Raw genomic sequence first — 23113 nt, forward strand, 5'->3', positions numbered from 1 at the left:
CCGCGCAGCCGCGGGCGGCCACGTGCATTCGACCGCGAGGACGCCTTGATGAAGGCCATGAAGCTCTTCTGGGTCAAGGGCTATGAGGCGACGTCGATCGCCGATCTGACGGCGGTGCTGGGCATCGGCTCGACCAGCCTGTATGCCGCTTTCGGCTCGAAGGACGACCTGTATGCGGAGACGCTCCGGCTGTACGCCGCCACCTTCGAGGACCTCGTCCTGGGCCGCTTCCGCGAGGCGGCCACGGCGCGCGACGCGGCGTTCGCCTATCTGTGGGACTCGGCGGCCGCGATGACGGGATCGGACTTCGATCTCCCCCACGGCTGCCTGGTCACGCTGGGCGTGGTCGGCAGCGAGGGCCATGAGGAACTCGCCGACCTGATGAAGAGCGCCCGGGGCGGCGCGTTCGAGGTGCTCTCCGCGCGCCTGGCGCAGGCGGTCGCCGACGGCGAGCTGCCGGCCTCCCTCGACATCGTCCACCTCGCGAGGTACTTGCAGACCGTGCAGAGCGGGATGTCGATCCGCGCGCGCGACGGCGCCGAACGGACCGAACTCCAGACCGTGGCGGAGATCGCCATGGCCGGCTGGGATGGCATCGTGGGCGGGTCGCACAAGAAGGCCAAGGACGGCGCACGCGTGAAGCGCCGGTGAGGCTTCAGCGCCCCGACGTCGACGAAGGCTCGGCCTGTGCGCGGGCGACGGCCGCGTCTTCACCGATGGTCAGGGTGAACCGCCAGCCGAGCCGTTCGCAGATCCGGCGCACGATCTGCGTGCCGATGCCGTAGCCGCGCGCGGAGGGGTGCGCGGGCAGCGAGTTGCGGACCTCGATCGCATCGCCGTGGATGCGTACCGCGATGGGCCCGGGGCCGCCGTGGAACAGCGCGTTCTTCAGGAGATTGGCGACCAGGACATGCGCCATCGTCGGCGAGGCCTGCAGCAGCAGCACGTCCCGCAGGTCGACCCGGAGCTCGCGCTCCGTCGAGCCGCTGGTGACGTGCTCGAACAGGGCCGTCACCCACTCCTCGTCGATGCACGTGACGACCTCCGGTCGCACGTCCGACGGTTCGGACGCCTCGGACGGGTCGGACGACAGCTGCAGGAAGGTGTCGATGAGCGCCTGCATGTCGAGCAAGCCGCGGCGTGCCCGCGCGATGGGCCGGGTCTGCTCCGCGCAGGCGTTGGCCTCGATGCGCTCCAGGGCCGCCTGGATGATCGCGGCGGGCGTGCGCAGCTCATGGCTGGCGAACTGCGTGAAGCTGCGTTCCCGGTCGAGCACCTCAGCCGTCCGTTCGAGCGCGCCGTTGATCTGTCCCACCAGCGCTTCCAGCTCCAGCGACGAGCCGGGCGGCAACGGGACCGGCTCCAGACTTCCCGGGTCGCGCGAAACGACCAGCCGCCCGACCTCCTGCATCGGGGACGTCACGCGGGCCGTGATGCGCTTGCAGACCCAGAGCAGCAGCAGGCACAGCGGCGTGAGGCCGATGAGGTACCAGACGAAGACCTCGTTCTCGATGGACTCGTTGGGCTTGACCTCGTAGTGGAACTCGACCACGTAGAACACGCCGCCGTCAGGGCGTGACTGCGTGAGGACGAAGTAGTCCTCCGCCCGGTTGCCGAGCTCGAAGATACCGCGCGCGTCGGGCGCCAGCATCTTCCGGATGTTGGCCGGCAGCCTGCCGTAGTGCGGGTACACCACCGTGACCGGATCCAGCCCCAGGGGTTCCTGCAACGGCTCCTGCAGGCTCCAGTACTCGCCGATGCGGGCCAGGCGGCGTTTGGTCTGCGCCTCCGCGCCCAGTTGCAATGACGCGGCGACGAGGAAGGCGTGCACGACGAAGGTGGTCAGCAGGATCAGCAGCACGGACCGCCACATCTTGGCCAGCAGCGTCCTGGGACGGATGAGCGAGTTCAGCGCTTTCATCGGGTTCGTCGGGTTCGTCGGGTTCGTCGGGTTCGTCGGGTTCGTCGGGTTCGTCGCGTTCGATGCCACGGTCAGGCCTCCAGGCAGAAGCCCTGCTTGCCGCGGGTCTGGATGACCGCCGGCCCGCCGGCGTTCTGGATCAGCTTGCGCAGCTGGTACAGGTGGGCCCTGAGCGCGTCGCTGCCCGGCCGTTCCTCGTCGCCCCACAAGGCGCTCTCGAGTTCCTCCCTCGACACGACCCGCGGCGCATGGCGCATGAGCGTCTGGAGCAGGCGCGTCTGCAGCGGCGTGAGCGTGCAGCTGCCGCCGGACGGCAGCGACAGCCGGCACTGGTTGATGTCGAGCGAGAGCCCCGCGCCATGCACGATGCCAGCGCCGTTCGGGATGGTGAGGAAGCGCCGTATCGCGGCCCGGACCCGGGCCACCAGGACTCTGGAATCGAAGGGCTTGATGATGTAGTCGTCAGCGCCCCGCTCCAGACCGTCCACGACCTGCTCCGGCGAGCCTTGCGCGGTCAGGATCAGGATGGGCGCGCGGAAGCCGTCCGCCCGCAGCCGGGAACAGACGTCGAGACCACTCACGCGCGGAAGCCCGATGTCCAGGACGATCGCGTCGAAAGGCGGCGACGTGGTCTCCACCAGGGCGAGAGCCTGGGCCCCGTCGCTGGCGTAGTCCGGCTCGAAGCCGGCTTCCTCCAGCGTCTCGAGGATGGAGGCGGCCAGGTCGCGGCTGTCCTCGACCAGCAGTACACGTTCGGAATCCATGCCTGATTCTCGCGGCGGATCCGGTCAGAACAGGTACAGGTAGGCGAAGCGCACGCCGCTCTGGCTGGACTTGTCGACGAGCGGGCTGTCCTTGATCTTCGATCCCAGCCCCGTGGTGCTCAGGTCGAGCGACAGCTTGTGGCTGGCCGCCAGCGAGTAGCCGATGCGCAGCCCCGCCTCGATGTTGGTCGTGGACTTGCCGGTGTAGGCCGACCGCGCGGCGGTGGCCTCCGCGGCGCGGACGCCGTAGTAGTAGTCGACGTACTTCTTGTCGAAGGCATGCACGCCCAGGCGCGGCGTGAAGTCGAAGTCCCCGGCCGCGAAGCGTCGCTCGATGCCCAGGCTCATGCGCGTGCCCTTGCTCTGGCCCGCGGCGCCCAGCACCTCCGCCGTGAGCGTCGCGACGCTCGTCGTCCAGCTGGCGCTGCCGCCCAGCCAGAAGCCGCCCTTGCGTTCCGCCATGCCGGCGAGGAACGGCGAGTCGTCGGCCTCGTAGCCGTCGCCGGCATACCGTGCGCGCAGCCCGACGGTGAAGTCCCCGTCGGACACCACCTTCAGGTCGGCCGTGGGGCCCACGACGCGGAACCAGCGGCTCTCATAGAGCAGGAAAGGCAGGACCTCCGCCTTGTCGTCGAAGTCCCGATAGGGCTTCTTGTCGAACATGACGATGCTGCCGAGTCCCCATTGGGAACCGCGCCCGCCGGGGCGCTCGCCTTGCGCCTGCGCGCCGGTCAGGGTCAGCAGTCCGAGCGTGAGCGCGACTGAGCGGACGATGTGTTGGGAGGTAGGCATCGAGGGACTCCGATTGGTTGATGACGCGACCGACGGCTCGCGGTCTGCGGCGGGATTGGGGCATCCGCGTCGTGAAGCAACCGTGAGTGAGCACGGTGGGCGCCGACCGGGAGTGATCACCGGGACTGTTCACCGGGAGTGAGCGTCGTGATCGATGCGCCTCACGGTCACTTCACGCGCTGCTTGATCGAATGGCCGCTTCTCAACGCCGGAGCGCTCCATGCCACTCCTCAAGACCGTTGCCGTCCGGACTGCCGTGGCAGTCGTCGTCGGCACCGCCCTCGCCTACGCCGTCGCCGTCAACATGACCGAGCCGGCCCCGGTCTCGCCGTATGCGGCGCAGAGCTCGACGCCGCCCAGGACGGACGGCGTCCACATCGCGCCGAGGAGCGAGGCGCTCACCTTCGCCCGCTTCCACGTGAACCGCGAGCTGCGACTGATGCGCGTGGACCGCTACGACAACGGCGTGGTCTCGGGCGTCGACATCACCGCGCTGCAGACGTCCGGGGAAGCCGATCCGATCACGATGTGGCAGCAATCCAGCTACGACGCCATCGCGGCCGCCACGGGCGCCGTCGTCAGCGTCCGGGCGGAGGAACTCGCCGTGCCTTTCGCTTCGACCGGCGCGCAGATCGGCATGGGCGGCACCTATCCGGATCACGCGAAGGAGACGCGCATGTCGCGGCCCTTCGCGTTTCCGAAACTGCTGCCCGCGCAGCGCTGGAACATGGACGTGCCCACGCGGTCCTTCCTGCTCGACTACGAGGTGGAGCTCGGCATCGTGGCGCTGGCGCCCCTGAAGGCCGGCGAGAAGGCGCCGTCCTTCGGCCTCGTCCTGGCGTCCGACTACACCGACCGGGACCGGCTGCTGCGCGACATCGGCACGAGCGACGTCAACACCGGACTGCCCTTCTCCGCCGCCAAGTCCATCGTGCCCGCGCTGCCGGTCGGCGCGCTGTTCGTCATCCCCCGCGACATCCGGACCTTCTACAAGACGCTGGACCTGCGACTGCACGTCAACGACCGGCTGCGCCAGATCGCCCGTCCGAAGGACCTGACCTGGGACATCGACCGCATCGTGGACGAGAGCATCGCCCGCGCGAAGCTGGACTTCCCGATGGGCCGCAACACCGTGAAGCTGCCGATCGCCGCCGACAACACCATTCCGGCGCGGACCCTCATCCTCTCGGGGACCACCGACGGCGTGGTCGTCCGTCCGCCGTCCGGCCGCCAGCTCTTCATCGGCATCGTCCAGTGGCTGGTCAGCCTGCGCTGGACCACGCCCGGCCTGATCGTCGAGCCCACGGTGCGAGAGGGCCATGCCAACGGCCACTTCCTCCAGCCCGGCGATCACGTCGTGATGCGCGCCGAGTACCTCGGCGTGATCGACAACAGGATCACGCCGTGAGGCGCGACGCCCTCCACCCAGCCGCTCCCTTTTTCTCCCGCCCCTTCAAAGGATTCACCATGAGCTTCAAGCCCACCGCGAGCCGCGGCTTCGCCTCGCTGATCTTCGCGCTGTCGACTTTCGGCGCCTTCCCTCCGGCGGCGGAGGCCAACGCGGCCACTGAACCGCCGCCGATCTCACGCGCCGAAGTGCTCGCCGAGCTGGCGATCTATCAGGAGTCTGGTCTGGCCCTCGAAGAGCGCGTCGCGGCTGAAGTCGGTCATGAGACCGCCGCGACGGTGGCCGCTCGTGAGCGCCATGCCCAACTGCGACGAGGAGAACGACACGCGGAACTCATCGCGAAGTTCTCGACCGTACGCAAGTGAGAGAGGCGGTGAAAGTCCTCAGCACTTCCACCGCCGCTGGCCCTCACCCCCACCCTCTCCCGCAAGCAGGAGAGGGAGCAAGAAGCGCGCCGATATGACTCTCCTGCCAAGCGGAGCAAGAGAACGACGGACACCGGTCGAACTCCCTCTCCCGCTTGCGGGAGAGGGCGGGGGTGAGGGCCGGGGTCGGTGCAGTATCAGAGTTTCTGCGTCTCACGCTCCGTCACATCGGACTTCGGCGCATCGATCTCGACGCGCGGCGCTCCCGACCGATCCATCTCCCGCTGCGTCCGCCGCTGCAGATAGGCATCCCGCACGAACAGGTACTTGTCGAGCGCCACGTCGTCCACCATCTTCGTCACGTCGAGCAGGTTGGCACGCTTGTCGACGATACCGACGATCGTGAACGCGTTGCGCGCGCCGGCGTCTTCCAACTGCCCGGTCAGGCTGCCGTAGCTGTTGACGGGAATGGACGCGGTGCCGCGCAGGTCGGACGGTCCGAACAGCGGCAGCACCACATAGGCGCCGCCGCCGACGCCCCACACGCCCAACGTGTCGCTGAAGCCGTCGCCGTGGCGCGGCATGCCCCAACCGGTCGCGACGTCCATGAAGCCCAGCAGGCCCACGGTCGTGTTGGTGCCGAAGCGGGCGAAGTCGGACAGGCCGTCCTTGAAACGCCCCTGCAGCAGCAGGTTGGCGCCGGACCACGGGTCGGCCAGGTTGGAGAAGAAGTTGGTCACGCCGCTGCGCACGGGCGTGGGCAGGACCGTCTTGTAGACGGTGGCCACCGGCTTGAGCACGACCTTGTCGAGCCCTTCATTGAAGGCGAAGGTCGCGCGGTTCACGGGCTCGATGGGATCGGGGTTCTGCGGCGTGGCGCAGCCCGACAGCAGCGCGCCTGACACGAGGAGGAGAGCCGGTACGCGGGCAACGCCGGCAGGCAAGGGGAAAGTCGACATGAAAATGCTCCCGCTCCGGAAATGGAGCCGGGAGCATGGTCGGCGCGGTGGTCTTTCTGGAGACTTACCCGTTGAAAGACAGGATCGCCCAGCCCAGGCGGGGAATGACGATGTAGCCCTTCTCGTGGCCCAGCGAGTAGAAGGCACCAGGCGCGCGCAGCGCGGCGTCGACCTGGGAATCCATCTCTTCCGGCAGATGGCCGCAGCCCTCGCTCATGCCGGTCATCCAGCTGTCCGCTGTACCTCCCCCAGGGAGATAGGGTGTCTCCCGCCATCCTTCGCCGAGGAAGTCCACGCCCTCCTCTTCGATCCGCTTCCGGACCGCGTCACTGAGCCTGAAGATCGCCGCGCCGCATCCCTCGCGGAACCCGCTGGCGCTGTTGATCAGGACGACCTCGCCCGCCTCCAGCGACGCGGGCATGCAACTGCGGTACCAGTCCGCTTCGGCGAGTTGACAGCCGCGATGGAGCAGCAGGACGACGAGCAGAGCACTCAAACCACCCACGACAGGAAACGCAAACCTCATTGGACTCACCGATGCAAAGGAAGACGCGGAGTCTCCGTGGCATCGGTGAGGTCAGCATGAAGTGGCGCGATGCGGAACGATCCCGCGTCGACTTACAGCATGCCCGGCCGGAACAGCGACCGACGGCTGATCACCTCACCCGCGACGACGAACGTGCCGTCCCCGGTGTAGTGCAGCGTCTCGGGATGCTTTGGCCGTGCCGCCACGTGGGCCTTCAAGACTTCGAAGACGAACAGGTCATAGCGCTTGATCATCCGGGTGTCATGTAGGCGGCATTCAAAGCTCGCGTGGCACTCGCCGATCAGCGGCGCCTGGACTTGGGCAGCGGGCTGCTTCGTCAAGCCGAACGCCTCGAACTTGTCGACTTCCGCGCCGCTGCAATTGCCGATGCGCACGACGGTATCGGTCAGCGCGGTGGTCGGCAGGTTGATCACGCATTCACGGCTGCGCCGGATCATGTCGTGGCTGTGATTCGCCGACGAGATCACGCAGCCGATCAGCGACGGCGAGAACTCCATGACCAGGTGCCAGCCCATCGTCATCACGTTGTCCCGGCCGCGCCAGTGCGAGCTGACCAGGACGATCGGGCCGGGCTCCAGATAACGGCGGATGTGCTCGACGGGGAAGTCGCGCTTCTTGACGGGACGGGGATTACGCATGGTCATGAAAGATCTCCGGGGAGATCGATCACGGCAGACGGGGCGCCCGGACTTGTCGGCTCATGGCTTCGACTTCTCTGCGCTCAGTCGCTCGATGGACCGGATCCCCGCTTCCATCTTCTCGCGAGCCGACGAATTGGCGGAATGCACCCGCATCCGCGGCGGGACGAAGCCGTGAAGCGCCACGGCCTCCTCGACCCACAGCACCACGTCGTACCCGGTCCCGCGTTCGTCATCGCCCAGGTCGTGATCGAGGCTGATTTCCTCGACGCCGCCGGCCTTCAGCAGCTTGATGACCTCGTCTGGCCAGTACGCGCGCGTCCAGCCTTCGGGGGTGGTCCGTTCATCATCCAGATAGATTCGCATGGGGTGGTCAGTTCACGTCCGTCGGCGTCGTTTCTCGTTTCACGCTTCCTCGTAGCAGGCCACGCACACGATCGCCATCCGATTGAACGCCTTGAAGGCGTCGGTCATGCCGTCTTCCTGCTCGAACTTCTCCTCGCAGGCGTGGCACCAGGCCTGGAAATCGTGCGGATCGCTGCTGTTCTCGATGAAGCCAGCCGGCGCCGAGCCTGACGGCAGCAGGTGTCCGCAGACGACGGCGGAGATGCGGTCCCCATGCGAGCCGCAATTGATCATCATGGGGTCAGTCGTTGTCATGTCTTGTCCGGCTCACAGGGGTTGTCCTGGATCCCGCACAGGGTAGTCCTGGGCATGTCGACCGCCGCTCCTCAAGCAGCACGGCTCGCGTCAACTGACGTATCGCCGTCGTCGCGGCGCCACGCGATCAGATCCGGGCGTTCCCCACCGTTGACGAAGAACTGCGCGACGGCCTTGCAACACAGGTCGACATCGATGCACCAGGCGCGCGGGTACTCGTCCACCTGACCGTTGCCGAGACGGAATTGGGCGGTGCCTTCGGCGCCAGCATCCCCTCCGGAAACGAACCCGTCATCGCCCGGAAATCGCAGGAACATCAGGAACGCCGCGCGCCCGCCCTTCAGCATGCAGAGCGATGGGCCGTCCTCGACATTGATCCACAGTTCGAGCCATTCCCGCGTGGGGACGCCATCGAGCTGCTGTGTGAGCTGCTCGATCGCATCAACATCCAAGTCCTGCCCATTCAACGAGAGCGTCATCGTCATGGGCGGCAAGCATAGCCTCCGCGAATGATCACCGCGGAGAAGCGCTCAGCCCGGCGACACCGTCCCCATCGCCTTCAACGCCGCGATCGTGCCCGCATGCGCATTCACCGGCACGATCGTGCCGGGCTCCAGATAGCGGCTGCGGATGTGCTCGACGGGAAAGTCGCGCTTCTTGGTCGGATGGAGATGGGAGGCAGCCCTCCCCGATCACGGCATGCGGCGTTCCCCGGCCATTCGCCTGCGCCAGCGCCCATCAGGAATTCGGAGGATCGATCTCCGCAATCGACGGATGGTGCGAGGCAAGCACCCGTACTAGCGTGGAACGCGGGACGGACGTCTCTGCCGAAGGGGAGAACAGCACCTATGACCGCCTTCATGAAGAGCCACGACAGGGCCACCGATACGCCACTTTGCGTGCCGTCCGCGTTGCGTGACACGCAGGGAGTCCAGGCGTTGTCTCCCGGCCAGTCACGACGCGACACGTTGCAGGCAGTCGTCGACCGTTCGCCGCGCATGCAGGCGCAGCGTCGGCTCCTCTCAGCCACCGTCGGTGGCGCGCAGCGGCATAGTCCCGTCGCAGCGGAAACAGGAGAGCCTCCGCGGGCCCTCGTGACCACGACGCGGCCGTCCGGCCCGCCGGTACAGCGCGCCGTGATCCCGGTCTATCACCGACGCCCGGCCGACGACACCGCACGACAGAAGGACCAGGCGGAGGTGGACAAATTCGCGCAGGACTCGTCGCTCGGACCCGATGCAGGCACCGTGCGCGCCGAGTTCGCGACGGGAGGATCTATCGCGGCCCTGCAGGCGCCCGAGCGTCTGATCGTCACGGGTCACGGCAACGTGGGCACCCTCAATGGATATTCGGGTGCCGAGATCGCCTCCGGATTGAAGACGCGTTGGGGCCTGTCCAAGCCGTACAACGGCGAGATCGTTCTCAGTTCCTGCAAGGCAGGTGACTCCACGTGGTTCTCGAGCAGTCTGGTGGCGGAGGTCTCCGACAATCTGTTCGGCTACCAGGCGGTCGTCGCGGGCATGAAGGGCAACGTGGTGGCCGGCGGCGCCAACAGCACCGCTCCCGGTGTGGATCGTTCTGTGGGAAGCGATGCCGCCTTGGCCAACTACCGGGCACTCGAGCAGGACTACCGCGACCTCGTCAAGCGCAAGGACGATGAATTCAAGGCCTCGGAAGCCTGGCACGCTGATCTGAGCGCGCGCATCCTGACGCTGACCTTGCACGACATGGAGAAGCGGTTGGCCGAGCTGCCTCAGGAATGGTTGGTGGTGGAAGTGTTCAACGCTGTGCGCGGGTCCAAAACGAAAACAGAGCAACTTGCCGAAGACATCGCGGATCAGAAACGGAAGATCGCGGCCGACGAGTTGACCGCAGACGCAGGCCGACAACGCATCGCTGCGAAGTATCAGGGCGCCATTGACGACATCCTGCAGCGAATCGATGCCACCGGCGTGCCCTTCGGCACGGCTGGAGTGACGGTGCGCCACGGCCCGGCAGACCGTAGCACCCTGTCCAACCATTGGATCGCGTTCTTGCAGAGCGAGGCGGGGGACGGCGAGTCGGGTGACGCCGCCGGGGTGGGAATCGTCTGACGGTGTCGCGATGCGTCACCCTTGCATCCGCTCATCGCGAGCCCTGCCTGAGCGCGCTCAGCCGATCGGTCGCCCAGGGCGTGACACTCACGCCTGCGGCGACACCGTCCCCATCGCCTTCAACGCCGCGATCGTGCCCGCATGCGCATTCACCAGCTCCGGCGATTGGTCGAATCGCTCCGCATACCGCTTCATGAACGGATCCGCGCTATCGCGGTCCAGGCTGAGCAAGCCGCGCAGGCGCTGCGCCACCGGCAGCGGCGTCTGCGTCGCATCCGCGGCGCCTTCGATCGCCTCGTCCAGCATCGTGATCAGCCGGCTCAGCGGCTCCAGCCACTTCATCTCCTCGCCGAAGGCCATGACCTGGAGGAACTCGCCCGCGCTCTGCGGGCCGTGGGCCTTCTGGTAATCGCCGCGCTCCAGCTCGACCAGCGCGCGGTGGAGGTCGAGCAGGCTTGTGCGGAGCTGGTGGCAGTGGTCGGTGGTCATGGCGGGCTTGCGACGGTTGAAATTCGTGGGCCCACAGGGTAGCCGCACACGCCGCGCCACGCATGCCCCATCGGGGTCAGACGGCGGCCTCGCAGGGCGGCGCAAAGAGGCCGGGCAAGGCGCTCCGCGCGGTCCAGCGCCGGGCCCGGCACGCGCCATGCCCGCCCTGCCCCGTTTTTGGATGACGCCGGACGCCTCCGCCGGGTTCCGGCGTCCATGAATCGAGGGGCGTCGCCGCGGCGTCGCAGCCCCGCGCAGGACTAGTGTTGCATCGGTCCCCGAGACCGAGATGACATTCAAGGAGAACCCCATGCGCCTCATCCCGATGGCGAAGGTCCCGCTCGCCGCCGCCCTGGGCGTCGCCGCGCTGCTCACGCTGGCGTCGGCCCCGGCCGCCGCCGAGTACTACCAGTACACCTACACCGGCAACCTCTTCACGAGGACCTACGAGGACCCCTGGGCGCCGATCGGCGATCCGAACGGCGGGCGCACGTTCAGCCTGGTGTCCATCAACGCCGTCGTCACCACGAACGCCCCGCTGGGCAGCACCGTGACGCTGGCGGACGTGCTCAGCTTCAGCATCTCGATGACCAGCCCGGACCCCTTCGGTCCCCACGCCACGCTGAGCTATCCCTTCCCGCCCCCGATCGACTGCGGCGGCGGCAGCTGCCCCAGTCCGAGCTACTCGGGCAGCCTCACGATGTCCGACTTCAACTTCCTGAACCAGCCCACCAGCTGGGACCTGTCGATCGGCACCCAGACCTTCTATCCCACCGGACGCATGGGCTGGCTCACGCTGTCGACGTCGCGGGGTCGCGACATGCTCGATGGCGGCTATGAAACCGCCTATGCCGAATACGGCGGATTGATCACCTCCCCCGGCGTCTGGGCGATGTCCGTCGTCGTGCCGGAACCCGCCACCTATGCGTCGATGCTGGCCGGCGTCGCGCTGCTGGCAGGCCTCTCGCGCTGGCGGAGGACGCGTCGTGACAGGACGCCCGGCTGATCACGCCGTCAGCGCGGCTCCGACTTGCCCTGCTCGCCGAAGCGGATCGAGATGATCCGCCCCTCGCGGAGCCGGATCACGGCGGGCAGGTAGCCCTCGCCGCGCTCGTAGAGCCACTCGTCCGTCATCACGCATTGCACCTGCGGGACCGGCTGCACCAGCGTCTGGCCCTGGAAATACGGGACGGGCGGCGGCGCGTTCGTCAACACCCGTGCGCAGTAGGAATCGGCGATGGCGGGCTGTCCGCAGGCGCGCAACAGGAAGACCTTGGAGTCGCCCTCACGCACGCCGCCCTCGGTGCAGCGCAGCGATTGGGCCTGGGTCGCGCTCCCGGCGACCAGCAGCGCGCCCGCGGCCAGGGCCCGGAGGGCCCAGCCGTGTCGATCGGATCTTGTCATTTCATGCTCCCGCGGAGGTCCCGCTCGCGGGACAGGTCAACCTGGAATGGACAACGGGCGCGCCCTGCCCGTCGTTGACCGACTGCGGGGAATCCCGGCATGCCCCGTACGGAGGTCGCGCACCACCATCGCATGAAATCCGACTTTTGCTGATTTGCCCCGCCAGACCCTGAGCCTACGCTCAGCCACTGAAAGAGGCGTGAACAGCGGCCGGACGCATGCACCGACGGCATCCGCAGGAGTCCCCCGATGAAAGACCGATCCCGGCCGGCCACCGCCGCGCAATGCGAGGCCATTCCCGCAGCCGATCGAACCGAATCCGCTGCCCGGACGCGCGACAACGCGTCGAGCCACGATGCATCGCCGCACGCGGCGGCGCAGCGACGGCTCATCACCGCCACCTTCGGGCCGACCCGCCAGTACAGGCGCGCCCAGACGACGACCGCGACCCCGCCCGGCGCCACGGTGCAGCGCAACGAAGACTCCGCCGAACTGCTGACCGCGATGGCCAAGCCGCAGGTCTTTCCCGGCCCGGACGTCGAGGTGCAGGATCAGATCGTCGAGCGGCTTGAAAGGAAGATCACGCTCGAGGCGGGGAGCGACCAGGAGAGCAGCAAGCTCACCTTCGGCATCAACGGCCTGGGGGGCATCGTGTTGCACGACAAACCGGACGCCGATGTCGAGACCCTGATCAAGCGGTCGCAGCTCGTGGAACTCGACGATGGCGCCGTGAGCAACCGCCACCTGAGGCTCACCGGCGACGACCCGGAACTCCGCGCCATGATCGTCAGAAACACCCTGAAAACGATGGAGCAGGCCGGGCAACTCGCGTACCTCAGGACCAGCGGACTCATCGACGACGAGTTCAAGGTCGTCGTCGAGGTCCACTACTACCGTCAGCGCGATCCGAATGCACGCCAGTTCCACAAGGACACCTTGGGGCAGACGCTGTTCGTCAATCTCAATTTCCTGAACGAAGAACCGATCGCCGGCCCTGAATACATCGTCAATCCACCCACGTCCGAGGAACACGACCGGGACCTGGAGGAAACGATGCCCTTGGAGTTCCGCAAAGACCTGAAGGTCACCCGCGAGCGCCTGGGCCGGACCGACAAGGTCGAGATCGCGGAGGTGATGCCCAAGGGCGTGGTGGCCTTTGTGGACGAGGCGGTCCACCACAAGTCCCCGACCACGGAGCACCGCGCGGCGACCGCGGCTCAGGTCCGCAGCTATCTGCAGCAGCACTTCGCCGTGGACTTCAAGGCATACCTGGATGCCTTCGAAAAGCGAAAGGCGTCGTTCTCCTTCTGGCGCAAGGAGATCGGCTACTACCTGGAGGACTCACGCTCGCAGAACACCGACACGGACAATCTCTGGCAGAAGATCCTGAGCTCCACCGACGATCCGCACGCGAAGCTGGATCGGGTCAAGCTCGTGGCGCTCGATCCCGGGTCTCGACTTCTGAACCCCGACGAACTGGCCGACATCGGCGGCGAGGACCACTTCGGACAAGCGAGCATCCCCGGCCTCCGACGTCAGTTGCCCGAGCAGGACTACCTGACCTCAGACCCGTCGCGCAACGTGACGACGAAACACGAGGGGATGCCGCTCTTGAAGCGGACCATGAGCGACAAGCTGCTGGCCAAGCAATCGCCTCAGCCGATGGCGGGCCGCCGCGCCTTCTTCCGCACCTGGGTGCGTGCGGTGCGCAAGCAGAAGTGAGCGCGCGGCCCGCCGATCAGGGCTGCTGGGCAGGCTGCACCTGCTGCGCCGCCTGCGCCGCGCGCGCCCGGTCGGTGTAGCCCTTGTACGCCGGCAGCGCGATCGCCGCGACGACGCCGATCATGGCGATCACCGGCAGCGCCAGACCCAGGATGCGCACGCCCCAGTTGTTGGCCGGCGGCGGCGGGCCGAAGCGGTTGGCGCCCTTGCTGCCGGGCACGAAGATCCACACCAGCGCGATCAGCGGGATGATGAGCGTGACCGTCCACCAGCCGCTGATGTCCAGGTCGTGACAGCGCTTGATGCCCGTGATGACGCTGAACCAGATCGCGACCGCGAAGAGCGCGATGGTGCCCACGCTCACCGCCACCATGCTGCTCGCCAGCGCGAACAGCAGGCCCAGCGACACCACGTAATGGATCAGCGAGGCGCCCGTCGCATACGCCAGGTAACGCAGCCGGCCGATGCGGCCCTGGGACGAGAAGAGCTTGAGCTCCCCCGGCCCCTCGGACTGGGCCACGTCGGCCACATGCGCCCGCGGCGCCGCGTATTGATTCAAGGTCTGTTCAGTCATGGTTTCCCTCCGTCGATGAAATGGATGTGTTCAGAGCAGCCCCGCCCGCTTGACCTCGTGGTACCGGTTGACCAGCGTGGACGCGAGCTGGCGCGGCTCGACGTCGATGGACAGCCGGTCGTGATCGACCACGCGGGCGAAGGCGTCGTGGCGGGCCTGGGACAGCAGGTGCGCGCTGGCGACCGCGACGGCGTCCTCCGGCCCCGCGATCGGCTGCCCGGCGATGCGGCCCAGCGCCGTCTCGCGCAGGCTGGCCAGCAGCACGAGATGCCGGCGGCGCAGCAGGCGCAGCGCAGGCTGCAGCTCGGGCGAGTCCTCGTCCCGGAAGTTGGTCAGCACGATGACCAGCGAGCGCCGGCGCAGCCGGTGCGACAGCGTCTGCGCCGCGGCCGGGTAGTCCGAATGGTGCCCGCCCGGCTGCAGGTCGTGCATCTTGTTCATCAGCACGTTGAGCGTGCCCATGCCCTTGCGCGGCGCGCAGTCCCGGCTCTGGCCGGCCTCGTTGCCGAAGGTCATCGCGCCGACCTCGTCGCCCTCCGACAGCGCGACGTAGGCCAGCAGCATCAGCGCGTCCAGCGCGTCGTCGAAGTGGCTGGTCTCGCCCACGCCGGCCGACTGCTCGTCCGCGCGCATGCGACGCCCGCAGTCGAGCAGGAACATCACGCACTGGTCGCGCTCGTCCTGGAACTCGCGCACCACCGGCTTGCGATGCCGCAGCGAGGCCTTCACGTCCAGGTGCCGCAGCGGATCGCCGCGCTTGTATTCGGCGAGCTGGCGGAAGTCCGTGCCCTGCCCCCGCTGCACGAAGGTCTTGATGCCGATCTGCGCCAGCCGCCGGTCACCGGACAGCCAGGCATACCGCGCCAGCGCCGCGAAGTTCGGATAGACGCGCAGGTCGCTGGTGTCGCCGACGAGGTCGCGCACCTCGAAGCAGCCCGCGCGCGTGCGCCACAGCAGTTGCGTGCGGCCCAGCCGCGCGACGCCGCGCTGGCGCGCCTTGACGCGGAAGCTCACGCGGCTGCGGCTCTGCGCCGCGAGTTCCAGCGACCGCGGCAGGCCCTCGAAATCGAAGAGCGGATCGAGCTCATCGAAGACCTTCATCCGCCACGCCTGCTCGCTGGCGTTGACGAGGTCCAGCGTCAGCTCGGTCGACGCGCCGATGGCGAAGGCGGCCGGCAGGCGGCGCTCGATGCGCACGCCGCTGCGGCGCCACAGGCGCAGGCTGCGCCACAGGTCGACGCCGGCCACGATCAGCAGCACGCCCGACAGCGCGCCGCCCGCCGGCGCCACGAACGCCAGCGGCGCCCCCGCCGCCAGCGCGACGGCGGCGGCCAGGGCCAGGCCGGCCAGCACCACGATGCTGGCCCGGGTGGGCAGGACGACGCGACGCAAGGTGTTCATCAGAGCCGCGGCGCCTCCACGCTCTCCAGCGCGGCGGCCAGGATCTCGTCGAGGTCGCGTCCTTCGATCTGCGCGTCCGGCGCCATCGTCACGCGATGGCGCAGCACCGCCAGCGCCTGCCTGGCGACGTCGTCCGGGGTCGCGAAGTCGCGGCCCTCGATCAGCGCCACGGCCCGCGCGGCGCGGATCAGCGCCACGCTCGCACGCGGTCCCGCGCCGAACTCCAGACCCGGCCAGTTGCGCGTCACCCGCACCACGCGCACCGCGTAGTCGATGACCTTCGCGTCCACGTGCACGTGGCTCGCCAGGCGCTGGAGCTCCAGCACCTGCACGTCGTCGAGCACCGGCTGCACGGCCTCCAGCGGCAGCTCGTGACCGGCGCGGTCGGCCGTCACCAGCTGCACGATGGCCGTCTCCTCGTCATGCGTCGGATAGCCGATGCGGATCTGCAGCAGGAAGCGGTCGAGCTGCGCCTCGGGCAGCGGATAGGTGCCCTCGGTGTCCACCGGGTTCTGCGTGGCCATCACGATGAAGGGCCGCGGCAGCGCCAGGCTTTCGCCTTCCAGCGTGGCTTGGTACTCCTGCATCACTTCCAGCAGCGCGCTCTGTGTCTTGGCCGGCGCGCGGTTGATTTCATCGGCCAGCAGCAGGTGGGTGAACACGGGGCCCTTGCGCACGCGCAGCTGTCCCAGGCCGGCGCCGGTGTCGTCCAGCACGCTGTGGCCGATGACGTCCGCCGGCATCAGGTCCGGCGTGAACTGCACCCGCGCGTACTTCAGCTGCAGGGCCTGCGCCAGCGTGCGCGCCAGCAGCGTCTTGCCCAGTCCGGGCACGCCTTCGACCAGCACGTGGCCGGAGGCCACGACGGCGACGAGCATCTGCTCCACCGCCTCCGGCTGGCCGACCACGGCCTTGCCGACTTCTTGGCGCAGCACCTGCAGCCAGTGCGCGGCGAGCTTGAGTTCCTCGGGCTTGATCATTGCGAAGGTCTTTCGTCGTGGGGGCGGTGCAAGTTCGGATGCGGATGCTTGTGCGCAGGGCTCAGCAGGAGCCGCCGCGCGGTCTCCAGCAGATGCAGGCGCCCGGGCAGCTCCGCCCGGGTGCAGAACTTCGAGGCCATCGCCGCGTACAGGTCGTCCCGGGCCACGCCGGTCGCGGTCGCGACGGCATGCGCGCGGTCGGCCATCGGCAGGCGGGCATAACCGCGCACATGGCGGATCGCCGCGTCGTCGAGCGCCCGCTGCTGCGCGGCGAGCAAGGCGTCGCGGCCATGGCGATGGAGGTAGGCGCCCATCCCGCGCACCTGCTCCGAGATCGAGCGGCGCAAGCGCGGCGGCGCGGCCAGGCGCGGACCGAAGCGCACCGCGGCGCGCCACAGCGCGGCCGCCAGCGCCAGCGCGCCCAGCACGATGGCGATCCACCCGGAATGCCACAGCCAGGGCGTCAGGGCCTCGCGCTTCTCGTTCAGATAGATCCAGACGGTGGCGCCGGGGTCGGCCTGCACGGTGGCGGCCAGCAGCAGCGCGTTGTCGCAGCCCAAAGGCGACTGGCGCTGGAAGAGCCACGGACTGGCGTTGAGCACGGTCACGCTGCCGCGGCCCTGGATCACGCGGATCAGTTGCTGACCGTGTTCCTGCGTGAGCGTCCAGACCGCCTCGCGACCCGGCTTGACGCGCAGCCGCTTGTTCCAGTTGAACGAGTGGCAGAGATCCAGCGAGTCGATGTCGCCGAAGACCGGCGGCTCGGAGTCCGCCTCGTCGCGGTTCTCGTCTTCGTCTTCGTCGTCCTTGTGGTTCCCGCCTCCAGCCGCCGAAGCCCCGTGCCCGGGTGCCGGGGTCGGCTTGGCCGCGCGGGCCGCGGCGGCGGCGCGGGCCTGCTCGCCCTGACGTCTGACCTTCTCGCTGATGTCGAAGGCAAAGACCGGCACCCAACTCTCGAGCCGCGTGTCGTCCCAGTCCGCGCCCTGCAACAGCACCAGGTGACCGCCACGCTCGACCCACGCGCGCAGCTGCGCGGCGCGTTCGGGCACCAGCTCCCAGTTGGGCGACAGCAGTACCAGCCGCGCGCCTTCCGGCGGCATGCGGTCGAGCTGCTCATGGTGCTCCGCGTGCATGCCGAGCTTGCGCATGATCTGCTCGAACGCGTAGACCGGGTTGTCGCGGGCCTCGCCGGTGGCCGGCCGGGGCACGTCCTCTTCCACCCACTCGGTGTTGTCGGACAGCCACCAGCCGCCGGCGATCAGCACCAGCGCGGCCAGCAGCAGGAACAGGCGTTCACGCGTCATGTCGCGCTCCCCTGCGCCATCCGCGCGTCGAAGTCGGCGCACAGCGCCTCGAAGCGATCGGCGGGCAGCTCGCGCTGCGCATAGGCCACCGTCTGCCAGCCCGAGACCAGGCGCGACAGGAAGTCCAGCGAGGCGGGCGACACCCGCGCCGCGGCCAGGACCAGGCATTCGCGCTCGGTGCTGGCCGAGCGGATCGGCACGCCGTGCCCGTGCACCAGCCGCGAGAGCGCGCCGCGGTACAGCAAGGACAGCGCGGCGCGCTGCTCGCCGCGCTGCCAGAGCGCGCGCGCCGCGGCGCCGATGTCGTCGGGCAGGCTCTCGGGGCGGATGTCCAGCGAGCCCACGTGCGTCGGCGGCGCGGCCTTCAGCGCGCGTCCGCCCTCCTGTCCCTTGAGCCAGTCCCGCAGGCGCAGCAGCACCCAGATCAGCGCCGCGGCGACTATCAGCCACAGCGCCACGCGCAGGCCCGACGAGAGGTTCTTGAACAGCTCGATCCACCAGAGACTGTCGTCAGGCGTCTGGGCCTTCTTCTCCGGCTCCTGGTCCTTGGACTTCTTCTTGAAGCGCAGGACCTTCTTTTTCTCGTCGCCGGCCCACAGCGGATCGGCGCGGACCTCGCCTTCGGCGGTCCACACGGCGTCGGCGTCGATCGCCGAGGCGGCGACCTTCACCGGCACGGGAGCGACGACCGGCGCAGAGGCAGAGGCAGAGGCAGACTCAGAAGCAGACGGCTGCGCCCGCACGCCCGCGCATGCCAGCATCGCAACGGCCAGCAGCAGCGCATGCAGCAGCGTCAGCGGCAGCGCATGCAGCCCATCCCGCAGCGGCTCACGCAACGGTTCAGGTGAACGCACGGCGGAACTCCTGCTCGATGTCCCAGGCCTCGAGGACCACGCGGCGGTTCAGGTACATGGCGAAACCCGCCGCGACGTAGAACGGCTCCAGGAACAGCACCACCAGCGCGTAGGCCGAGGCGGTCGCGATGTCCAGCCCCAGCTGTCCGGCCGCGTGCGCGTCGGGATGGAAGAACCAGTCCCACACGCCGGCGTTGCGGTTCTCCGGCGCGAACCACCAGACCAGCGCGATCAGCGCGTAGCCGAGCACGGCTTCCGCATGCGCGAAGGTGACCTGCAGCGCCGTGGCCGCGCCGCGGTTGTCGTTGAGCATCAGCTTGACGCGCTTGCGCCGCGCGGCGCCGCGCTGGCCTTCGAGCTGCTCGACGGGCTGCGTGTACGCGCGCCACGGCGAGAAGCGCCGCCACAGCAGCGTGCGCAGGAACTGTCCGCCGAAGACCTGGCGCCGGGCGCGCCACAGGTCGCTCCAGCGCGTCGCCTCGCCGAAGACGGCGCGCGACATCACGAACAGCAGGCTGCGGTCCAGCCAGGGCTTGAGCCAGAAGAGGATCAGGATGGGCACGATGCCGCCGAGCTCCACCGTGCACATCGCGAGCACCGCGACGACCAGCAGCAGCAGCGTGAAGCAGCGCCAGATCGACGCCGCCTGCGAACGCACCAGCGCCAGCCCGAGGTCGCAGGCTTCCCCCTGGCTGCGCGGACGCAGGACGATGGCCAGGCCGTCAACGCGCATGGTTGGTCTCCCGGCCCGTATGTCTGCCCATCAGGCCCAGCCACGCCACCACCAGCGCCCAGCACACGGCGGCCACGCCGTACTTGACGTTCGGGGCGACCCAGGCCGCGGAGGACCAGAAGGCCTCGAAGGCGGCGGCGACCAGCAGCAGGAAGAAGGCCGCGTAGACGATGGGCACGGCGGCGCGCGCGGACGCGGCCAGCGCCTCGATGCGGCCCAGGCGTCCGGGCGCCAGCCAGCCCAGGCCCATGCGCAATCCCGCCGCGCCGCAGAGCACGATGCCGGTCAGTTCGAAGGCCGAGTGCGTGGCCACGAAGGGCCAGAAGTTGTGGCCGAGTCCGACGCGCGTCAGATGCCCGGCGACCGCACCGATCACCAGCCCGTTGTAGAGCAGCATGAAGGCGCTGCCCACGCCCGCCAGGATGCCGGCGCCGAAGCAGCGGAAGCCGATGCCGACGTTGTGGAAGATGTAGACGCCGAACATCTGCCAGTCGTCGCCGGCCTCGCGCAGGCGGCCGAGCACGTTCTTGCCGTCGCCGTACATGGCCTCGAAGTCGCGCAGCTGGCTCGCGTCCAGCATCCGCAGCGCGAAGTCCGGACCGGACCAGGCGAGCAGGAAGGCCGCGACCAGCGGCACGGCGAACAGCAGCAGCGCCGCCAGCACGAAGCGCCCTTGCGCGCGCACGGCGCGCGGCAGATCGGCGCGCAGCAGGCGCGAGAGCTGCCGCAGGCCGTAGTCCTGGCGGCGGTAGATGAGCTGGTGCGCGTCCTGCGTCAGCGCTTCCAGCCGCGCCACCAGGTGGATCGGATAGGCGCGCGACTGCGCCAGCGCGAGGTGCTCGCAGACGCGGCGGTACTGCGACGCGAGCAGCGCGCCGTCGGCGCTCTTGCCCAGCTTCGCGAGCGCGAGTTCCGCGGCGAAGGCCTCCCACAGCGGGCCGTAGGTCGCCTCGAAATGCATCGGGGTCATGTGCGTTTCCCCATCAACCATTGCGCCACGCCGAGCAGGCGCTCGGACGCGCCGCGCGGCTTCTCGCCCGGCACCTCCGCCGGCAGCGCGGGCGCGGCCAGCTTCGCCAGTTCCTCGAAGCGTTCCGGCGTCAGCCGTTTCGCGCGACCGGCCCAGGACCGGATGGCGGCCTGCTCGCCCTGGCTCAGCGGGCGCGCCGGCGCGAGCGGGGGCGCATCGGGCGGCGCGTCGTGCAGGACCACGGGCTGGGCGTACACGACGAGCGTGCCGGCGGCCAGGTCGCCCAGGCGCTTGCAATCACGGTTCAGCAGCATGGTCACGATGCCGAAGGCATAGGCCAGCGGCAGGAAGTCCGCGACCCGCAGCAGGTTGCGGGTCACCGAGGCCGCCGGGGTGACGGGCAGTCCGGTGTCCATGACGACGCGCAGGCCCACCGCCTGCTTGCCGGGCGTGGCGCCGGAGCGGCCCAGTTCGAAGGCGATCGGGTACAGCCACTCGATGAGGAACATCCCGATCAGCATCAGGCCGAAGCCCAGGCCGCCCAGGCCGCCGAAGGCGCCCAGCGACATCACCAGGACCAGGTCGAGGATGAGCCGGATGAACAGGTCAAGCAGGAAGGCCATGGTCCGTGACACGAGCCCGGCGGGCCGCAGGGACAGGACGATGCCTTCCGGGGTCTCGGCCGGCGACAGCGTGTCGATGCGCGGCGCGGGCGTGGCGGGATGCGAGCTCAGAGCTTGATCACCTTCGTGTCGGCGATCGTGTCATGCAGGCACTGGCGCGACTCGCGGAAGATGAGCAGGCAGTCGAGGAGCGAATAGATCGCCGCGCTGGCGGCGAAACAGTTCATCAGGATCCCGACCCCGTAGCGAAGGCCGAGCAGGCGCCAGGCGTCCGGCGTCGATCCGTCGGAGCGCACGATACGCACCCGGCAGATCATCTTCCCGACGGTCTGGCCGCGCTTGAGCAGGGGCCACGCTTGCACGATCAGGAAAAGTGGCACGCCGATGATCACGGACGGCAGGTTGAACGCCGTAAGAGACATGCTGTCGAAGTTCTTGAACAGTTCGTCCGCCGCGGGGATCAGCTTCAGGACTGCGGTCATCAACGTCCAGAGGATCAGGGCATCCAGCAGCGCGGCAGCGAGACGGGTGCCACGCCCGGCCAGGACGTCACCGGACTCCGACGTCGCCACGTCGGCCACCACGGCCTGGGGCGGCGCGAAACGGTCTTCGGTGGAAACTGACATGCTTCCCTCCCTCTCAGAATTTTGGAGGGGATTGTGTCAGTGCTTCTAGGGGTTGGTCGATGGGGGCTTCACCGACCTGGGCGGGATCCGCCACACCCTCTGGGGGGATTGCCGCCTCAGGGTTGTCACGCAGGGGCCGGGTCTTGCTCCTCAACATCTCGACCTCCGAATCGGCTTCAGAAGGCTCCATGAAGCCGCGCAGTTCCTGGAACTCGAGATCGGAAAGCTTCATTGCTGGAGAAAGGCTGAGTCGGCCAACTCCAGTACTCGCTCCGAGCGTCCTTGTTCGATGGCTTGTCGGGGGGTCACTCCTTCGAGCCCACCCAGGGGGGTTTCGAGGAAGCTCAGGATCGCCCAGCCGCCGGTGACGCCCAGCGCCTTGGAAAGTGCGGGCAGCAGCTCCCAGAGGGCTGGTTCAAACTGCCAACGTGGCAGGCGATAGCCTCGACGCGTCTGGCTCAGGCCGATGGCGCGCCCCTTCGCGATCCAGGCGTTGATGGTCACCCGTGAGGTGCCTGCGAGAACCGCGGCCTCCTCCGTCGACAACATGTCGTCCGCATTGAGTCGCGCCTGTCGCCACTCTTGGCTTGCGGCGAGCAGCGCCTTGGTCTCTGCCACCGACACGTATGACGACGGCGCGCGCGGGCGCGTCGCCGCGGCGACCTTGGTTCGACGGCGTGGAGGGACAGGTGTTGACGACGGCTTCATGGGCGCTCCGGAGACGTAACGAAAGACTACCTGCGCCGGGGCAGGCTGGACAAGTTCGTTAAGTACGGAAAGCTCGATAAGAGTTCCAGCCGAACGGTCGCCGATGTGCGGCTCGGGTGGCTGCCGTCACTCGAAACTGGGAGAAGCTGGAAATCGCAATGGACGATCAGTTCCGGTCCGGCCTGACCGGAAGTCCGCCAGAGGAACCATCCGCCTCGGTCACGCGGCCGCTCGCCCGCCGGCTGGCGCGGCTGCCGGTAGCGGGCTTGGCGGTTTCAGCCGGCGCGGTGGTCACAGGCGACGACGTGTCGGGAGAATCGACCTCGGGCGCCGGAGCAGGCGTCTGCGTGGCGGCCGGCGCTGGCACTGCCGGAGATACCGTCTGCGCAGCCGGACGCGTCGACGACGCCGCCGGCTGATTCATCGAGGCCGCATCCAGCGGAGGCCCCACAGTCCCGGACTGGCGCCGGCTGGCGTTGGTCGACACCGGCGGTTCGGTCGTCTGCGCGATGGCGGCGGCCGCAAGCAGGGTCACGCAGAACGCGCTCAGGAAGATGCTGAATTGCTTCATCGCCTGT

29 protein-coding genes are annotated in these 23113 nt (G+C 68.6%); 6 read left to right on the forward strand and 23 right to left on the reverse strand.

The features are described from left to right. Positions 1–48 precede the first annotated feature (48 nt). Complete coding sequence (locus ABE85_RS09025) at positions 49–651, forward strand: TetR/AcrR family transcriptional regulator (RefSeq protein ID WP_231993266.1); 603 nt, start codon at positions 49–51, stop codon at positions 649–651. 4 nt (positions 652–655) lie between these two features. Here ABE85_RS09025 and ABE85_RS09030 read toward each other — a convergent pair whose 3' ends face one another. From ABE85_RS09030 to ABE85_RS09040, 3 genes are read right to left on the reverse strand one after another with little or no spacing between them, the layout of a single operon-like run. Continuing rightward, positions 656–1990 (reverse strand): HAMP domain-containing sensor histidine kinase, encoded by a 1335-nt coding sequence (locus ABE85_RS09030; RefSeq protein WP_067272900.1) that lies wholly within the window; start codon positions 1988–1990, stop codon positions 656–658. 2 nt (positions 1991–1992) lie between these two features. Continuing rightward, entirely contained in the window at positions 1993–2685 is a 693-nt protein-coding gene (locus tag ABE85_RS09035; protein WP_067272903.1) for a response regulator transcription factor, read from the reverse strand. Positions 2686–2709: 24 nt separating this feature from the next. Then, on the reverse strand, positions 2710–3477 hold the full coding sequence (locus tag ABE85_RS09040) for a MipA/OmpV family protein (RefSeq protein ID WP_067272906.1): 768 nt from the start codon (positions 3475–3477) through the stop codon (positions 2710–2712). Positions 3478–3697: 220 nt separating this feature from the next. Between ABE85_RS09040 and ABE85_RS09045 the strand changes: the two genes are divergently transcribed. Next, entirely contained in the window at positions 3698–4885 is a 1188-nt protein-coding gene (locus tag ABE85_RS09045; RefSeq protein ID WP_082938467.1) for a fumarylacetoacetate hydrolase family protein, read from the forward strand. Positions 4886–4944: 59 nt separating this feature from the next. After that, positions 4945–5250, forward strand: a complete 306-nt coding sequence (locus tag ABE85_RS09050) for a hypothetical protein (protein WP_067272913.1) — start codon at positions 4945–4947, stop codon at positions 5248–5250. A 197-nt stretch (positions 5251–5447) separates the two neighbouring features. Here the strand turns inward: ABE85_RS09050 and ABE85_RS09055 are convergent, their stop codons facing one another. The 6 genes from ABE85_RS09055 to ABE85_RS09080 form a co-directional block, all read right to left on the reverse strand. Next, positions 5448–6209 (reverse strand): VacJ family lipoprotein, encoded by a 762-nt coding sequence (locus ABE85_RS09055; protein ID WP_067272916.1) that lies wholly within the window; start codon positions 6207–6209, stop codon positions 5448–5450. Positions 6210–6273: 64 nt separating this feature from the next. Next, complete coding sequence (locus ABE85_RS09060) at positions 6274–6705, reverse strand: hypothetical protein (RefSeq protein WP_157522135.1); 432 nt, start codon at positions 6703–6705, stop codon at positions 6274–6276. A gap of 122 nt (positions 6706–6827) precedes the next feature. Then, positions 6828–7400, reverse strand: a complete 573-nt coding sequence (locus ABE85_RS09065) for a flavin reductase family protein (RefSeq protein WP_082938468.1) — start codon at positions 7398–7400, stop codon at positions 6828–6830. Positions 7401–7454: 54 nt separating this feature from the next. Next, entirely contained in the window at positions 7455–7760 is a 306-nt protein-coding gene (locus tag ABE85_RS09070; RefSeq protein ID WP_067272920.1) for a cyclic-phosphate processing receiver domain-containing protein, read from the reverse strand. A gap of 39 nt (positions 7761–7799) precedes the next feature. Further along, positions 7800–8054, reverse strand: a complete 255-nt coding sequence (locus ABE85_RS09075) for a hypothetical protein (protein WP_067272923.1) — start codon at positions 8052–8054, stop codon at positions 7800–7802. A gap of 71 nt (positions 8055–8125) precedes the next feature. Further along, on the reverse strand, positions 8126–8539 hold the full coding sequence (locus ABE85_RS09080) for an Imm1 family immunity protein (RefSeq protein ID WP_082938469.1): 414 nt from the start codon (positions 8537–8539) through the stop codon (positions 8126–8128). 363 nt (positions 8540–8902) lie between these two features. On the opposite strand from ABE85_RS09080, the gene ABE85_RS09085 reads away from it, so the two are divergent. Beyond that, a complete protein-coding gene (locus ABE85_RS09085) occupies positions 8903–10147 on the forward strand; it encodes a hypothetical protein (RefSeq protein ID WP_157522138.1) in 1245 nt (414 codons plus the stop codon). A gap of 87 nt (positions 10148–10234) precedes the next feature. On the opposite strand, the gene ABE85_RS09090 is transcribed toward ABE85_RS09085, so the two are convergent. After that, positions 10235–10636, reverse strand: coding sequence for a hypothetical protein (locus ABE85_RS09090; RefSeq protein ID WP_067272928.1), 402 nt, complete (start codon positions 10634–10636; stop codon positions 10235–10237). Positions 10637–10946: 310 nt separating this feature from the next. On the opposite strand from ABE85_RS09090, the gene ABE85_RS09095 reads away from it, so the two are divergent. Then, complete coding sequence (locus tag ABE85_RS09095; protein WP_197507272.1) at positions 10947–11642, forward strand: PEP-CTERM sorting domain-containing protein; 696 nt, start codon at positions 10947–10949, stop codon at positions 11640–11642. 8 nt (positions 11643–11650) lie between these two features. Here ABE85_RS09095 and ABE85_RS09100 read toward each other — a convergent pair whose 3' ends face one another. After that, complete coding sequence (locus ABE85_RS09100) at positions 11651–12040, reverse strand: DUF2845 domain-containing protein (protein WP_067272934.1); 390 nt, start codon at positions 12038–12040, stop codon at positions 11651–11653. A 249-nt stretch (positions 12041–12289) separates the two neighbouring features. On the opposite strand from ABE85_RS09100, the gene ABE85_RS09105 reads away from it, so the two are divergent. Then, on the forward strand, positions 12290–13762 hold the full coding sequence (locus ABE85_RS09105; protein ID WP_067272937.1) for a hypothetical protein: 1473 nt from the start codon (positions 12290–12292) through the stop codon (positions 13760–13762). 16 nt (positions 13763–13778) lie between these two features. Here ABE85_RS09105 and ABE85_RS09110 read toward each other — a convergent pair whose 3' ends face one another. The 12 genes from ABE85_RS09110 to ABE85_RS09165 form a co-directional block, all read right to left on the reverse strand. Beyond that, on the reverse strand, positions 13779–14336 hold the full coding sequence (locus tag ABE85_RS09110; RefSeq protein WP_067272940.1) for a DUF805 domain-containing protein: 558 nt from the start codon (positions 14334–14336) through the stop codon (positions 13779–13781). A 30-nt stretch (positions 14337–14366) separates the two neighbouring features. After that, positions 14367–15737 (reverse strand): DUF58 domain-containing protein, encoded by a 1371-nt coding sequence (locus ABE85_RS09115; RefSeq protein ID WP_231993267.1) that lies wholly within the window; start codon positions 15735–15737, stop codon positions 14367–14369. After that, a complete protein-coding gene (locus ABE85_RS09120; RefSeq protein ID WP_067272943.1) occupies positions 15737–16717 on the reverse strand; it encodes a MoxR family ATPase in 981 nt (326 codons plus the stop codon). The genes ABE85_RS09115 and ABE85_RS09120 overlap by 1 nt, the downstream gene beginning before the upstream one ends. Continuing rightward, positions 16714–18021 (reverse strand): DUF4350 domain-containing protein, encoded by a 1308-nt coding sequence (locus ABE85_RS09125; protein WP_067272945.1) that lies wholly within the window; start codon positions 18019–18021, stop codon positions 16714–16716. The genes ABE85_RS09120 and ABE85_RS09125 overlap by 4 nt, the downstream gene beginning before the upstream one ends. Beyond that, positions 18018–18875, reverse strand: a complete 858-nt coding sequence (locus ABE85_RS09130) for a DUF4129 domain-containing protein (RefSeq protein WP_231993268.1) — start codon at positions 18873–18875, stop codon at positions 18018–18020. The genes ABE85_RS09125 and ABE85_RS09130 overlap by 4 nt, the downstream gene beginning before the upstream one ends. Further along, a complete protein-coding gene (locus tag ABE85_RS09135) occupies positions 18862–19608 on the reverse strand; it encodes a hypothetical protein (RefSeq protein WP_067272949.1) in 747 nt (248 codons plus the stop codon). The genes ABE85_RS09130 and ABE85_RS09135 overlap by 14 nt, the downstream gene beginning before the upstream one ends. After that, positions 19598–20578 (reverse strand): stage II sporulation protein M, encoded by a 981-nt coding sequence (locus tag ABE85_RS09140; protein WP_067272951.1) that lies wholly within the window; start codon positions 20576–20578, stop codon positions 19598–19600. The genes ABE85_RS09135 and ABE85_RS09140 overlap by 11 nt, the downstream gene beginning before the upstream one ends. Beyond that, positions 20575–21312 (reverse strand): RDD family protein, encoded by a 738-nt coding sequence (locus tag ABE85_RS09145; RefSeq protein ID WP_067272954.1) that lies wholly within the window; start codon positions 21310–21312, stop codon positions 20575–20577. The genes ABE85_RS09140 and ABE85_RS09145 overlap by 4 nt, the downstream gene beginning before the upstream one ends. Beyond that, positions 21309–21827: an RDD family protein gene (locus ABE85_RS09150; RefSeq protein ID WP_067272958.1), complete on the reverse strand. Its 519-nt coding sequence runs from the start codon at positions 21825–21827 to the stop codon at positions 21309–21311. Before ABE85_RS09150 ends, ABE85_RS09145 begins: the two co-directional genes overlap by 4 nt. Before the next feature lie 13 nt (positions 21828–21840). Continuing rightward, the gene (locus tag ABE85_RS09155) at positions 21841–22059 is read right to left on the reverse strand and encodes a hypothetical protein (protein ID WP_067272961.1); all 219 of its coding nucleotides are present in this window, start codon (positions 22057–22059) and stop codon (positions 21841–21843) included. After that, the gene (locus tag ABE85_RS09160) at positions 22056–22535 is read right to left on the reverse strand and encodes a hypothetical protein (protein WP_157522141.1); all 480 of its coding nucleotides are present in this window, start codon (positions 22533–22535) and stop codon (positions 22056–22058) included. The genes ABE85_RS09155 and ABE85_RS09160 overlap by 4 nt, the downstream gene beginning before the upstream one ends. A gap of 166 nt (positions 22536–22701) precedes the next feature. Continuing rightward, on the reverse strand, positions 22702–23106 hold the full coding sequence (locus ABE85_RS09165; protein WP_067272969.1) for a hypothetical protein: 405 nt from the start codon (positions 23104–23106) through the stop codon (positions 22702–22704). Between the last annotated feature and the right edge of the window lie 7 nt (positions 23107–23113).

The organism is Mitsuaria sp. 7, from assembly GCF_001653795.1.
In the GTDB taxonomy this organism is placed as follows: Bacteria; Pseudomonadota; Gammaproteobacteria; order Burkholderiales; family Burkholderiaceae_C; genus Roseateles.